The following is a 13,829-nucleotide window of genomic DNA, read 5'->3' on the forward strand; positions in this document are numbered from 1 at the left end:
CGCAATGGGTGCGCAAGGAGATCGGCCCGATCGCCACCCCCGATGCGATCCAGTTCGCGCCCGGCCTGCCCAAGACCCGCTCGGGCAAGATCATGCGCCGCATCCTGCGCAAGATCGCCGAGGGCGACACCACCAACCTCGGCGACACCTCAACCCTCGCCGACCCCAGCGTCGTCGACGATCTCGTCGCAAACCGCGTGGGATCGTGAGCGAGGCCTCAGCGACGGCTAGCTGATATGTGCTGGCGGCGATTCAAGCTGCGTCGCATCCGGCGCCCCCTCTTTTCGCTGGGGTGATTTCGCGCCAGATGGGAGCATCTGGCGATTCGGAAGTCGCGGCAAACAAAAGATAATCCGGAGTCGGTCCGGTTCAATGAGAACCGGATCGACTCTAAATATCACCCTAACTTATAAATTACGGTTGCGTCGGCGTCGGGAGGCGGCATGATGTCACCCTGGCTGTTAATAGGGTGATGTGTCCATGTCGGGCCGGTTGCGCCGCATCGCTGTCGTGTCGATCGTGCTGGCGCTCGTGGCGGGGTGTGCCGCCCCCGGCGCGCACCGCGCTGCGGACGGCGTGGCGCCGCTGGCGGTCTATGGCAGCACCGCCACGGTGGAGATCGCGCCCGTGCTGCTTGCCGCGCGCGATTACTATCCGGCCGGGGCGATCGTGGCCAACGGCGGGATCGCCAATCTGGTGGGCGCTGCGCCGGTTCCGGGGCTGGGCGATGGCGGCGTGGCCGATATCGCGACGCATGCCGAAACCCAGGCGCTGCGCTATTCGGTCGCGCATCCCGATCTCCGTATCATCCTGACCGTCGCCGAAGGTCATTATCGCATCGTGGCGCGCCGCTCGGCGGGGATCGCGCGGCTTGCCGATCTCAAGGGCAAGCAGATCGCGGCGCTGGCGACCACGTCGTCGGGCTATTTTGTCGCGCGGATGCTCGCCGGGGCCGGGCTGAGCGTGGAGGATGTCGATCTGGTGCGCATCACGCCGATCGCGGCCATGCCCGGCGCGCTTGCGCGGGGCGAGGTCGATGCCGTCGCGATCTGGGAGCCGCACGGCGTCAATGCCGAGCGTGCGCTGGGCGATGACGTTGCGATCTTCGAGGGCAGGGGTGTCTATCGCGAATTGTTCAACCTCAACACCACCGCCGCGCACCTCGCCGACCCGGCGATGCGGCGGCGGATCGTCGCTTATGTGCGGGCGGTGCTGGAGGCGAGCGACGCGCTGCGCCGCGATCCGGCCGTGGCGCAGGCACTGGTCGGCGATCGGGGGGGCTTCACCCCGGACGAACTCGCCCGTTCGTGGCCCTATCTCTCCTTTCCCGCAGCGCTGCCCGACGATCTGCTCGACGTGCTGGTGGCCGAGGAGCAATGGCTGGCGGCGCAGGATGGGCGCTCGCCACGCCCGCGCGCCGCGCTTGCGACGCTGATCGACACCAGTGTGTACGCGGAAGCGCGGCACGGGCGTGCGACCGGTGGTGCACGGTGACGAGGCAGCGCTGGCCGGCCGGTGCGAAGCGGGTTGCGTGCCCTGCGCGATCCATCTTCGGGCCACGGATATTTTCAACAATAGCTAACGCTATTCATCATAGGACAATTTTAGGCTTGTACATATGCCCTTATGTGTCATAAACAAGCGACGTTCGTTAGTTTAGAGTGAGCAAGCCGCCTGCCCGGGTTCGGAAGGCCCGATGCGCTGGCGGTCCAACAACGAGAACAGGCACATTCGCCGGGGCGTAACGGTAATCAGCCGGAGCCCGGGTTCGCCGATCAGGGGAGGTCTAGATGGCACGTTTGAGCAACCGCCGTTCCGCGTCGTGGCTGCATCGTCTGATGGTTACGTCGGCGCTAACCGCCGCGGCCGTCGTCGGCGGTCCGGCGCTGGCGCAGGATGCTGCGCCGGCGCCCGATGCGCCGCAGGGCGGCGAGATTGTCATCACCGCATCGCGCACCGCGCAGAACGGTCTGCAGGCGCCGACGCCGACCCAGGTGATTGGCGCCGATATCATCGAAACCCAGGCGGTGACCACCGTCATGGAAGTGCTCAACCAGAATCCGGCGTTCAAGGCGACGCGCTCGCCCGGCGCCAACGCCACCAACACCGCGAGCCCCGGCCAGGCGACCGCCGATCTGCGTGGGCTGGGCGGTCAGCGCACGCTGGTGCTGGTCAACGGATCGCGCGTGGTGCCGTTCGCGCCCGCCAGCAATCTCGGCACGCCGACGACCACCGATCTCAATCTGTTTCCCACGATCATGATCGATCGCGTCGATGTCGTGACCGGCGGCGCCTCGGCGCTCTACGGTTCCGACGCGGTGTCGGGTGTCGTCAACATCATCATGAAGAAGCGGTTCGAAGGGCTCGAGATGGTCGGCCAGTCGGGCATTTCGGAGGAGGGCGACTATCGCACGATCCGCGGCGGCTTCCTCGGCGGGGTCGGCTTCAACGAGGGGCGCGGCAATTTCGTGGTCAGCGCCGACTATTCCGACAATACGGGCGTGCCCGACATCTATTCGCGCGATTGGGGCCGCGAGGAGTGGTTGATCGTGAGCAACGGCCAGCGCGCCGTCAACGGTCAGCCCGCGCTGATTTTGGCGCCGCATGTCCACAACAATCTGGGTCAGGCCGGGGTGATCCTGGGTGGCCGGACCACGAGTGGCGCTACGGTCAACAACCTGCCCGGCCTGACCGGAATGACTTTCAACCCGGACGGATCGCTGCGTCCCTTCGAGCGCGGGTCGATCTCGGGCGGTTCGACGATGGTCGGCGGCGAAGGCGCGTCGATCGTCAAGAACACGGATCTTATCCCCGCGGTCGAGCGGTTCACCGGTTATGCCAGCCTCTATTATGACTTCTCCGATCGTCTGACGGGCTATATCGAGGGCGGCTGGTCGAAATCGGTCGGGACGCTGGATGGTGTTCCCTTGCGGTTGGCGAGCCAGACCTTCCGGCGCGATAATGCCTTCATCCCGACGTCGGTTCTCGATCTGCTGCCGGCCGATATCGCCAGCTTCAACATCAGCCGGATCGCGTACGACATCCCCAACAACGTCTACGAGATCACCAACGAGACGCCGCATGTCGTGGTCGGCCTCGAAGGCAAGATGGGCGGCTCGTGGAAATGGGATACGCACGCGTCCTACGGCGCCAATTACTACCGGTCGCGTCCTTACAAGAACCCGATTACCGCGAACCTCAACTTTGCGCTCGATGCGGTGCGTGATCCGGCAACCGGCGATATCGTGTGTCGCGGCGTGCTCCTGAACAACCCGGCGGCAGCGGGCTGTCAGCCGCTCAATCTGTTCGGCGAGGGCAGCCCGTCGCGCGAAGCGTATGAATATGTCTGGGGCGATGGCCTCAACAAGGTGAAATACGATCAGGTCACCGTGGCGGCGAACATGGTCGGCAACCTGTTCGATACCTGGGCCGGCCCGGTCGCGGTCGCGTTCGGCGGGGAGTATCGCCGCGAGACGCAGAAGCTCACGACCGATCCGATCGCCGCTGCCAACGGGTATCTCACCGCCGGCAATGCGGCGCCCTATTCGGGCGCTTTCGACGTCAAGGAAGGCTATGTCGAACTGTCGGTGCCATTGGCGCGAGACATGCCGCTGCTGTACAATCTCGATCTGAACGGCGCGGTGCGTTACGCCGATTACAGCACCGTCGGCGGGCAGACCGCGTGGAAGATCGGTGCGGTGTGGGAACCGGTCGACGGGCTCAATTTCCGCATCGGGCGATCGCGCGATATCCGCGCGCCGGCCATCAACGAACTGGCGAGCCCGGGGGGCAACGTCACCAACAACGTGACGCTGCTGGTCGACGGCACGGTCAAGAATGCCGCGATCCCGCAAAACACCAGCGCGGGCAATCCCAATGTCGGGCCGGAATTTGCAGACACGCTAACCGCCGGCGTCGCCTATCGCGGGCGCGGCGCATTGCGTGGCCTGGGCCTGTCGATCGATTATTATCATATCGACATCCGGGACGCGATCACCAACCTGTCGACGGTGAACATCGCCACCTTGTGCGGGCAGGGCGAGCAATATTTCTGCAATCTGTTCAGCTACGGCCCCGATACCAGCACGCCCGATCCGAACGATCGTATCCATACCGGCCTGTTCACGGGGTCGCTCAACGTCGGCGCCTTCAAGCAGGAAGGCATCGACATGACCGCCAGCTACAACACGCGCGTCGGTTTTCTGGGCGGTGGCGGAAACTACAATATTGCGGCGAGCGGCACCTATATTTTCCATGCCTATGTCGATTCGGGCACCGGTGCGGCGCCGGTCGATCGGGCGGGCGAGAATGGCTGGGCCAATCTGGGCGCGATCCCCACCTTCCGCGGCAATCTCTCGCAGACGCTGGGCAATGACGGCTGGCAACTGACGCTGCAGACGATCTACGTCAGCAAGGGCGTGCAGGACGTGACCTACAACACGCTGCCGACCAACACGATCAACGACAATCGCGTGCCGGCGGTGACCTATTTCAACCTGTTCGGGAAAATCTTCGCCGGCGAAGGCAAGAAGTACGAATTCTTCTGGGCGATCAACAATCTGCTCGACAAGGATCCGCCCCCGACGCCGTACATCATTCTCAACGGCCCGGTGAACGGCCAATATTATGACAAGGTCGGGCGCAATTTCATGGCGGGCGTTCGCGTCCGGCTCTGAAGGCCCTTTGTCAGACGGTTTGGGGGGCGTCTCCTGCGGGGCGCCCCCTTTTTGTGGCCGAGGCGCGCGGTTGGGCGAGCCCACCCGGCGCCACAACGCGCTAGCGTGATTTCGAGCCAGAGGGAATCATCTGGCGACGCGGCAATCACGGCCAACAAAAGATCATCCAGAGTCGATCCGGTTTATTGGAACCGGACCGACTCTAGCTGAAGTTCAACTGCGCGCCGCCGCGGAACAGATTGGTCAATTCGCGCAGCGTGCACAGCCAGCGCTGCGCGTCGTCGTCCCAGCGGAAGGTTTCGGTCGCGCGGCTGATCCGCGTCGGCGCCGTACTTTCCAGCGGCGCTTCGCCGTCGGCCGCCCACAGCAGCATGTACCAGGTGGCGGTGGCGCCGCCGGCGCCGTCGAATTCGGCGCGAAAGTTGCTGAAGCCGTGCATTGCAACGCGCGCGCCGCGCGCCTCGCGCCAGCCGTAGAATTCCTGAATCCTGTCGCGTCCGACCAGGTTGAGCTTGCCCGAGCGATAGACCCCGTTTTCGGCATAATAATCGCCGGCGCGGCGCCCCCAGTTGGTGTCGACATCGTGCCAGAAATCAGCCAGCCCCATCTCGAGTTCGGCGGTGGCGATGGCGCGTTCGCGTCGGTTCATGTCGTTCGGCTCCGTCAGGTGAAATATAGCTTCAGCGCCGCGGCATCGATCGCGCCGCGCGCCGCGGCATCGGGCACGAGGCGGCGATAGAGCGCCAGCGCGTCGGCATAATCGGTGGTCCGCTCATGGTTCACGAACGGCGCGTCGCTACCCCATAGCAATCGCTCGGGCCCGGCCTCGGCGAGCAGCCGCGCGGCGCATTCTGCCGCCACGTCCCACGGCAGGCGGAAGCCGGCCGAGATCTTGACCCATGCGTTGCCGCGTTCGACCGCGCGCAGCAAGGCGTCCATGCCGGTCCGCCGCTCGGCCGCGTCGCGGGAGGGCGCGCCGAAATGATCGACGACCAGCCGGACGCCGCTTGCCGCGAAGCGCGGCAGCAGCAGCGGCAGGCGCGCGCTGTCGGCGAGTAACTGAACATGCAGCCCGCACTCCGCGAGGCGGTGCAGGAAACCGCGCCAGGGCGTCGCCGTCAGGTCGGGGAAGTCGGACTGGCGCCGCCAGATCAGCCGCACGCCGACGACCCCGCGATCGGCCATGGCGCGCAGCGTCGCCGCGTCGGTCTCTGGCCTCGCGAGCACCGTGGCGCGCAACCGGGGATGGGCGTCCAGCGTGGCGAGCGTATAGGCATTGTCGTCGTCGAACAGGCTCGCGGCCGCGATCACGCCGTAGCGGATATTGTGCCGGTCGAGCTCGGCGAGCCAGGCTTCGGCGGGATAGGCGTAATCGGGCCGGCTGTGGGCGGTCGCCGCGAACGGCATCGCGCGGGTGAACACATGGGCATGGGCATCGACGACGGGGGGCGACGTCGCCGGTGCGTCATCCATGGCCATGCGCCGGGCGCGTGATCCGGGGCGCGCCTTTGAGGCTCATCAGCCACAGCGTGAAAAGACCCGCCGAGGCCAAAGGCACCGCCAGCAGCGCGAAAATGCCCACCGGCCCCATCCCCTCGCTCAACACGAAAGTGCCGAACAGCGGGGCGAAGATCGAGGCGACACGCCCGGCGCCATAGGTCCAGCCCACCCCCGTGGCGCGGCTGCGCGGTGAATAGAGCGACGCGGCGAGCGCGGCGATGCCCGCCTGGCCGCCGTGCTGGAAGAGCGCCATCATCACCACGGCGAGGAACATGCCCGGTCCCGGCGCGAGCAGGCCGATCAGCACGCAGCCGAGCGCGGCGAGCAGGAAGGATGAAACCATCACCCGCTTGAAGCCCAGCTTGTCGATGAAAAAGCCGATGCAGAGCATGCCGACGAAGCCCGCGGCGGTGTTCGTGCCGTTGATCAGCGCCACTTCGGACCAGGGCAGGCCGATCACATCCTTGAAGATCGTCGTCTTCCATACTCCCGCGGTGATGAACACGAAGCTCGAGATGGAAATCGCCCACATGAGGAAGGTCTTCATGCGCTGGCCACGGCCGAACACGTCCGACAGCAGCGCCTGCGTGGCGGTTTCCGTCCGGGGGGCGGCGATGATCGTCACCGGATCGGCGCCGCGCGGCTGCATCCGCCGCGCGAGGATCTGGATCGCGGGATCGTCGGGCTTGCGGGCGGCCATCGCGCGCAGCGATTCGGGCATGAACCAGATGAAGGGCAGCATCATCGCGGGCAAGACGACGGCAATCCAGAACGCCCCGTGCCAGCCGAACGGTTCGAGAATAAAGCCCTGCATCAGCGCGCCGATCATCGCGCCGATCATCGTCCCGCTCACCGTGATCGTCGCCATCGTCGAGCGCAGCCGTCGGGGAGCGGTCTCAGACGCCAGCGTGACCAGGATCGGCACCATCGCCGTGCCGCACAGCCCCGCGACGAAGCGGCAGATCGTGAAGGGCAGGAGCGACTGGGTGGTGAGGATGGCGAGCGCGCTCAGCATCATCCCCGCGAAGCAGATCAGCAGCAGGCGCGGCCGGCCGATCCGGTCGGCGAGCGGCGGGACGATGAAGGCGCCGACCAGCATCCCCATCTGCTGCGCGACCATCGCCGAGGTGATGGCGGTGCGCGGCACCCCGAAATCCTCGGCCAGATCGGGCAGCACCCAGCCGACGACATAGAGTTCGTAGCCGTCGATCGCGGTCAGGATCGTGCACAGGATCAGGATGACGAGGTGGAAGCGGTTGAACTTCAGGCCGTCAAGGAAGCTATCGACATCAGTGGGCCGAGGCGACGTTTCCGTCATGCGCATCCTCTCATGCTGGACAGGGGCGGACCGGTTTCGTGCCGATCCGTTCAGTTGCCTTTATCATATGCCATTTGCTATATACAAACGCTATCTATTATGTCAGCTTGGCTGAGAAAGGCGGAGTCGTACAGCGTGATTGTCGAAGCGACGATGGAAAGCAACGCGCCGCGGCCGGGGGGGATGGCGCCGCGGTTCGACGTCGCGGCCGATTGGGAGCGGTTGCCGCCGGGCGTGTCGCACCGCGACGTCGCCGGCGTGGCGGTCGATTCGCGGGATCGCGTCTATCTGTTCACCCGCCATCCGCATCGCGTGCTGGTCTATGAACGCGACGGCACCTTCTGCCACGCCTGGGGCGACGACATCTTCACGATGGCGCACGGGCTGACGATCGGCCCCGACGACCGCGTCTATTGCGTCGACAATGGCGACCATTCGATCCGCGTCTTCACGCTCGACGGCACGCCGATCATGACCTTGGGCGTGCCCGGCCAGGCATCGGATACGGGCTATGCCCCCACGCCGACCTATGAGGTGCACGCCTGCGAGTGCATCCGCTATCCCGGCGGGCCGTTCAACCGGTGCTGCAATCTCGCGGTGGCGCCGAGCGGCGATCTTTACGTCGCCGACGGCTACGGCAATTGCCGAGTGCATCGCTTCACCGCGGACGGCGCGCTGATCCAGTCGTGGGGCGAGATCGGTACCGGGCCGGGCGAATTCCATCTGCCGCACGGCATCGGCTGCGACGCTGCGGGCCGGGTGCTGGTGTGCGACCGCGAGAACGATCGCATCCAGCTCTTTTCGCCCGACGGCGTCTATCTCGACCAATGGACCGATATCCAGCGGCCGTGCGATCTGGCGATCGATGCCGACGGGCTGGTCTATGTCGCCGAGCTTTGGCGGCCCAGGGGCAAGAAGAGTTTCGTTCATGGCGAGATGCTGGTCGATCATCCGGGCCGCGTGAGCGTGCTCGCGCCCGACGGCCGGGTGCTCGATCGCTGGGGCGCTACATCCGGCGCGCGGCATCTGCCCGGCAATTTCATTGCGCCCCACGGCATTGCCGTCGACAGCCACGGCGACGTCTATGTCGCCGAAGTGACGTACAGTTTCGCGATCCGCCCCGGCTGGGTCGACGAAGCCCATGGCGACCATCAGATTCAGAAATTCGTCCGCCGGCGTTGATCCGGCCATCTATGCATTTGGAGAGAAAGCGATGCGGCGTTCCACGGATCATATTCTGACGACCCATGGCGGCAATCTGCCCCGGCCGGCCGATCTCGACGCGCTGCTGGTCGATGCCGACGCCAATCAGGCGGCGATCGCGACGCGGCTTCCGCTTGCGGTTCAGGAGGTGGTCGAAAAGCAGATCGCGTGCGGCGTCGACGTCATCAACGACGGCGAATATGTGAAGGCTGCCAATATGGGCAGCTACACCAGCTACATCGCCGCCCGCGTGACCGGCTGGGAAACGCTGCCGCGCGATCCCGATGCGGCGCCCAAGCGCGCAGGCCCCGGCGAGCGCGACCGCCGCGACTTCCCCGGTTTCTACGAATCGGGGCTGTGGTTCGCCGGCGCCGGCGGGCCGGTGCGGCCGGGCTTCATGACTCCGGGCAAGGCGCCGCAGCGGCCCGCCACCGAGAAGGTGTGCACCGGCCCGCTCGCTTATGTCGGCCACGCCGCGATCGCGAAGGATATCGCCGCGCTCCAGCAGGGGCTCGCGGGCAAGCGCGATGTCGATGGCTTCATCGCCGCGCTCGGGCCGCTCAGCGCGGGCGCGGGCGCGCGCAATGCGCATTATCGGGACGAGCGCGATTACATGATGGCGGTCGCCGCGGCGATGCGCGAGGAATATAAGGTGATCACCGATGCCGGGCTGATCGTCCAGATCGACGAGCCCGAATTCGCCACGAGCTGGATGTTCTACCCCGATTGGTCGATCGACCAATATCGCGACTATCTCGAATTCGCGGTCGAGGTGATCAACCATGCGCTCGAGGGGCTGCCCGAGGAGCAGGTGCGCTTCCACATGTGCTGGGGCAGCGGGCATCGCCCGCACGTCCACGATATCGACTTCAGGCACATCGTCGATCTGATGCTCAAGGTGAACGCGCAATGCTACACGTTCGAGGCGAGCAATGTTCGCCACGCGCATGAGTGGCGCATCTGGGAAGACGTCAAGCTGCCCGACGGCAAGATCATCTGTCCGGGGGTGATCGGCCATATGACCGATCTGGTCGAGCATCCCGAACTGGTCGCCGAGCGGCTGGTCAATTTCGGCAAGCTGGTGGGGATGGAGAATCTCCAGGGCGGCACCGATTGCGGCATCGGCTCGCGCGTCGGCCATCCCGAAGTGGTGTGGGCGAAGCTCGCGGCGATGGCCGAAGGCGCCGCGATCGCGTCTAGGCGGCTCAAGGGCTAACGCGCGGCTAGACAGTCTGGCTGCGATCGGACACTAAGGGCGGATGGGGAAAACCGTCCGTCCCAAGTCCGGCGCGAGCGCGCTGTCGATTTTGCATCTGATCAAGCAGGTTCAGTACAAGGCCTATGTCCGGCTGGAATCGGTGCTCAACCCGCTGGATGTGACGGCGGTGCAGTTCCGCATCCTGACGACCTTGTCGACGCGCCCCAATCTGTCGTCGGCGGAACTGGCGCGGCTCTACGACGTCAAGCCGCAGACCATGATCAAGCAGATCGCGCTGCTCGAAGCCAAAAAACTGATCGGCCGGCGTGTCAGCGACGCCAACAAGCGCCTGCTCGAACTCACCCTGACCGAGGTGGGCAAGGACACGCTCAAGAAGCTGCAAAAGGACACACGCGCGCTCGAGGACGAGTTGTTGCAGGTGCTCGATGCGGACGCGCAGGCCGACCTGCGCGAGCATCTGACGCGGCTGCTCGTCTCGATGGAGGGCGCCGCGGCCGGAGACGGCGACCGCAATGCCGAGGAATTCGCGCGGGAATACAGCCGCGCCGGGGTGCAGCGGCTTTAGCAACCCCGGTCGGCGACGGCCTCGTCGGCACCGGCGGCTTTGATGAAATTTGCCAGCAGCGCATAATAACCGGCGATGGCGATCAGCTCGGTGGTGGCGGTGCGGCCGACCTGCGCGATCATGGCAGCGAACAGCGCGGGCGGCGCTTGCCCGTGCGTGGCGATCGCGCGGCAGAATGCGATGACCGTCGTCGTGGGTTTCTCAAGTTCCGTGGCCCGTGCGCCTGTGCGCGTCGCGGCGATCGCCGCAGCAGGGACACCCGCCCGCCTTGCCAGCGGAACATGGTAATTCCATTCATAGCCACAGTTCACTGCGCCCGCCGTTGCGAGGATCGCAACCTCGCGCAGCGTATCTGGCAGCGACGAATGAAAGCGCAGCACCACCCCGACTTCCTGGATCGCGTCGGCCAGCCGCGGCGCATCGAGCATCGCGAGGAACGGGCTTGGCACCGAGCCGCGTGGGCCCGCGGTGATACGATCGACGACGCGTCGCTGGGCCGCGTCGGCGCCGTCGAGGCCGGGCCCGAGGCCGATCGGTGGGGATTTTGAAGCTGCGGACACGGTCATCGATCTCCCCGTCATAAGAACGAACACGATTCGACATAGACGAATGTCAGCTAGGCTGCTATTGTTCTTGTGATGCGCTGGTCCGGCGTTCGCGAAGGAGGGGCCCGTCTTGCTGCAGTCGCTGGGCTATATCGTCGTCACCACCGCGCAGGCCGATACCTGGGGCAGCTTCGCGACGGGGCTGCTCGGCATGCAGATCGCCGATCGGGGGGCGACGGGTTTTGCGTTGCGCACCGACGAACGCGCCGGGCGGCTGTTCGTCGAGGCGGGGCAGGGCGAGCAGGTGGGCGCGATGGGCTGGGAAGTCGCCGATGCCGAGGCGCTGGCGCGGCTGGCGGCGCGGCTTGCCGATCGCGGCCATCGGGTCACGCCGGGCACCGCGCTCGAGGCCGAACGGCGACGCGTGACCGATCTCGTCATCGCGCACGATCCCGTCGGCAACCGGCTCGAATTTTTCCACGGCGCTGCCGCCGCGCCCGATCGCTTCGTGCCCGCGCGCGCGATCAGCGGGTTCCGCACTGGTGCGCTGGGGCTGGGGCATGTCGTGCTCACGGCGCGGTCGCTCGATACGATTCTGCCGTTCTACACCGATCTGCTCGGCTTCCGGTTGAGCGATTATTCGCTGCGCCCCTTCAAGGCCTTCTTCTTCCATCTCAACGATCGGCACCACAGCTTCGCCGCGATCGAGACCGGCGTGGATGGTTTCCATCATTTGATGGTTGAACTCGAGTCGCTCGACGACGTCGGCCAGGCCTATGATCTCGCGCAACTCGACGAGGGTCGGGTGGGTGTGACGCTGGGGCGGCACACCAACGATTTCATGACCTCGTTCTACGCGCGCACGCCCTCGGGCTTCATGGTCGAATATGGCTGGGGCGGGCGCTCGATCGATCCGGCGAACTGGACGCCCTTCGAATGCGATTACGGGCCCAGCTTCTGGGGGCATGAGCGCGCGTGGCTCGACGACGCGAAACGCGCCGAGGCGCGCGCGCTGCGGCTCGATGCCGCCGCCGCCGGGCGCCGCGCGCCCGATTTCGTTCGCGGCAACGACTGATCACGAGAGGGAGGGGAGGGCCGATGAAGCTGGCAAGCTTCGCGCATCATGGCCGCGCACGCTGGGGCATCGTCGAGGGTGCGGCGATCCGCGACATGAGCGACGCGTTACCCGGAGTGGCGTCGCTGCGGGAGCTGCTGGCGCAGGAGGCGGTCGAGACCGCGCGTGCCGCGGCGCCCGCCGCGCCGTTGCTGGCGCTCGATGCGGTGCGGCTGCTGCCGCCGATCGCCGATCCCGCCAAGATCATCTGCTGCGGGCTCAACTATCACGAGCACCGCCTCGAATCGCACAACCCGGAGATGGGTCATCCGACGCTGTTCGTGCGCTTCGCCGACACGCTGATCGGGCATGGCGCCGCGATCGAGCATCCGCCCGAGGCGGCGATGCTCGATTTCGAGGCCGAACTGGCGGTGGTGATCGGCCGTGCCGGGCGCCGCATCGCGCGTGCGGCGGCATGGGCGCATGTCGCCGGCTTCTCGTGCTTCAACGACGTCAGCGTCCGCGATTGGCAGAAGCACACGACGCAGATGACGCCGGGCAAGAATTTCCCCGCCACCGGCCCGTTCGGTCCCTGGCTCGTGACGCGCGACGAGGTTGGCGACCTCGCGTCGCTCGCCATCCGCTGCCGGCTCAACGGTGCGGTGATGCAGGACGCGCATCTCGGCGACATGATTTTCGATGTGCCCGCGCTGATCGCCTATATCTCGACCTTCACCCCGCTCGCGCCCGGCGACGTGATCCTGACCGGAACCCCCGGCGGCGTCGGCTTTCGCCGCGATCCGCAGCTGTTCATGAAGCCGGGGGATCGCGTCGACGTCGAGATCGAAAGGGTCGGCGTGCTCACCAATCGCGTGGTCTAGCGGCGGCTCCCTTGGTCATCCCGTGGCGCGGGCTCAGCGCTCCTGAGCTTCGTCCTTGCCCGCGCCCGCGGCGCCCATGCGCTGCGACACGCTCTGTGTGGCGTTGAGTAGTAGCTTGCGCAGCTCCTTCTGCCGGGTGCGGCCGAGATAGTCGGAGGGGCCGAGCAGCGTCATCGTCGCGGCGATGCGGTTGCTGTAATCGAACACCGGCGCGGCGATCGCGGCGAAGTTGCGGTTGAGCATGCCGACCGTCGAGGCGTAGCCGTCCTGACGGATTTTCTCGAGATTCTCGGCGAAGTCCTCCGCGATCGGCGCGGGGGCATCCTTGCGGGTGGCGTCATAGGCCCGCTGGGCTTCGAGCGCGCGTTCGGTCTCATATTGCGGCAGATGCGCGAGGAAGACGAAGCCGGTCGCCGAGGTGGTGAGCGGCAGGATATAGCCGAGCCGGACCGAGAAGGCGCCCTGCAGCGTGCCGTCGGCCTTGGCGACGATGCACGGGCCGCGATCGCCCCAGAGCGTGAGATAGATCGCGCAATCGGTCTGATCGCGCAGCTCGGTCATCGCGGTCGAGGCGAGCGTGACAACGTCGAGCTGGCGGATCGCGGCCAGCCCAAGCTGGATGGCGAAGGAGCCGAGGCCGTAATAGCCGGTCTGCAGATCCTGATACGCCATATTCTCATAGACGAAGCTGACCAGATAGAGATGGGCCTTGCTCGTCGGCATCCCGGCGCGCGCCGCGATTTCACGTAGGGGCAGCGGTCCATCGGCCATGCGCAGGACGCGCAACACGCGAAAGCCGACCTCGATCGACTGGACGCGCCGCCGGGATCGTTCCGTGGCTTCCATGGTGGTCTTCGGTCCTTTTCGT

13 protein-coding genes are annotated in these 13,829 nt (G+C 66.1%); 8 read left to right on the forward strand and 5 right to left on the reverse strand.

All coding sequences use genetic code 11. From position 1 onward, the window contains the following. From NFE57_RS14890 to NFE57_RS14900, 3 genes are all read left to right on the forward strand, one after another. A partial coding sequence (locus NFE57_RS14890; protein ID WP_417439083.1) for an AMP-binding enzyme occupies positions 1–209 on the forward strand: 209 nt, incomplete at its 5' end. Between the two features lie 271 nt (positions 210–480). Further along, positions 481–1,494: an ABC transporter substrate-binding protein gene (locus NFE57_RS14895; protein ID WP_252136383.1), complete on the forward strand. Its 1,014-nt coding sequence runs from the start codon at positions 481–483 to the stop codon at positions 1,492–1,494. Between the two features lie 296 nt (positions 1,495–1,790). Then, positions 1,791–4,676 carry a TonB-dependent receptor plug domain-containing protein gene (locus NFE57_RS14900; protein ID WP_252136384.1) on the forward strand — a complete coding sequence of 962 codons (2,886 nt, stop codon included), beginning with the start codon at positions 1,791–1,793 and terminating at the stop codon, positions 4,674–4,676. Between the two features lie 202 nt (positions 4,677–4,878). Here NFE57_RS14900 and NFE57_RS14905 read toward each other — a convergent pair whose 3' ends face one another. From NFE57_RS14905 to NFE57_RS14915, 3 genes are read right to left on the reverse strand one after another with little or no spacing between them, the layout of a single operon-like run. Then, complete coding sequence (locus tag NFE57_RS14905; protein ID WP_252136385.1) at positions 4,879–5,325, reverse strand: nuclear transport factor 2 family protein; 447 nt, start codon at positions 5,323–5,325, stop codon at positions 4,879–4,881. Positions 5,326–5,339: 14 nt separating this feature from the next. After that, complete coding sequence (locus NFE57_RS14910; protein ID WP_252136386.1) at positions 5,340–6,149, reverse strand: amidohydrolase family protein; 810 nt, start codon at positions 6,147–6,149, stop codon at positions 5,340–5,342. Continuing rightward, the gene (locus NFE57_RS14915) at positions 6,142–7,494 is read right to left on the reverse strand and encodes an MFS transporter (protein ID WP_252136387.1); all 1,353 of its coding nucleotides are present in this window, start codon (positions 7,492–7,494) and stop codon (positions 6,142–6,144) included. The genes NFE57_RS14910 and NFE57_RS14915 overlap by 8 nt, the downstream gene beginning before the upstream one ends. A 153-nt stretch (positions 7,495–7,647) precedes the next feature. Between NFE57_RS14915 and NFE57_RS14920 the strand changes: the two genes are divergently transcribed. The 3 genes from NFE57_RS14920 to NFE57_RS14930 are packed head-to-tail and all read left to right on the forward strand — an operon-like array spanning position 7,648 to position 10,481. Continuing rightward, positions 7,648–8,676 carry a peptidyl-alpha-hydroxyglycine alpha-amidating lyase family protein gene (locus tag NFE57_RS14920; protein ID WP_252136388.1) on the forward strand — a complete coding sequence of 343 codons (1,029 nt, stop codon included), beginning with the start codon at positions 7,648–7,650 and terminating at the stop codon, positions 8,674–8,676. Between the two features lie 31 nt (positions 8,677–8,707). Beyond that, a complete protein-coding gene (locus NFE57_RS14925; RefSeq protein WP_252136389.1) occupies positions 8,708–9,913 on the forward strand; it encodes a hypothetical protein in 1,206 nt (401 codons plus the stop codon). A 43-nt stretch (positions 9,914–9,956) separates the two neighbouring features. Beyond that, entirely contained in the window at positions 9,957–10,481 is a 525-nt protein-coding gene (locus tag NFE57_RS14930; RefSeq protein ID WP_252136390.1) for a MarR family winged helix-turn-helix transcriptional regulator, read from the forward strand. Here the strand turns inward: NFE57_RS14930 and NFE57_RS14935 are convergent. Next, positions 10,478–10,909, reverse strand: coding sequence for a carboxymuconolactone decarboxylase family protein (locus NFE57_RS14935; RefSeq protein WP_252136391.1), 432 nt, complete (start codon positions 10,907–10,909; stop codon positions 10,478–10,480). The genes NFE57_RS14930 and NFE57_RS14935 overlap by 4 nt on opposite strands. Positions 10,910–11,156: 247 nt before the next feature. Here NFE57_RS14935 and NFE57_RS14940 point away from each other — a divergent pair, with 247 nt between their 5' ends. Both NFE57_RS14940 and NFE57_RS14945 read left to right on the forward strand, forming a co-directional pair. Further along, positions 11,157–12,101, forward strand: coding sequence for a VOC family protein (locus NFE57_RS14940; protein ID WP_252136392.1), 945 nt, complete (start codon positions 11,157–11,159; stop codon positions 12,099–12,101). A gap of 23 nt (positions 12,102–12,124) precedes the next feature. Beyond that, positions 12,125–12,961 (forward strand): fumarylacetoacetate hydrolase family protein, encoded by an 837-nt coding sequence (locus tag NFE57_RS14945; protein ID WP_252136393.1) that lies wholly within the window; start codon positions 12,125–12,127, stop codon positions 12,959–12,961. A 33-nt stretch (positions 12,962–12,994) separates the two neighbouring features. On the opposite strand, the gene NFE57_RS14950 is transcribed toward NFE57_RS14945, so the two are convergent. After that, positions 12,995–13,807 carry an IclR family transcriptional regulator gene (locus tag NFE57_RS14950; RefSeq protein WP_252136394.1) on the reverse strand — a complete coding sequence of 271 codons (813 nt, stop codon included), beginning with the start codon at positions 13,805–13,807 and terminating at the stop codon, positions 12,995–12,997. Between the last annotated feature and the right edge of the window lie 22 nt (positions 13,808–13,829).

This window comes from Hephaestia sp. MAHUQ-44 (assembly GCF_023806085.1).
Taxonomy (GTDB): domain Bacteria; phylum Pseudomonadota; class Alphaproteobacteria; order Sphingomonadales; family Sphingomonadaceae; genus Sphingomonas.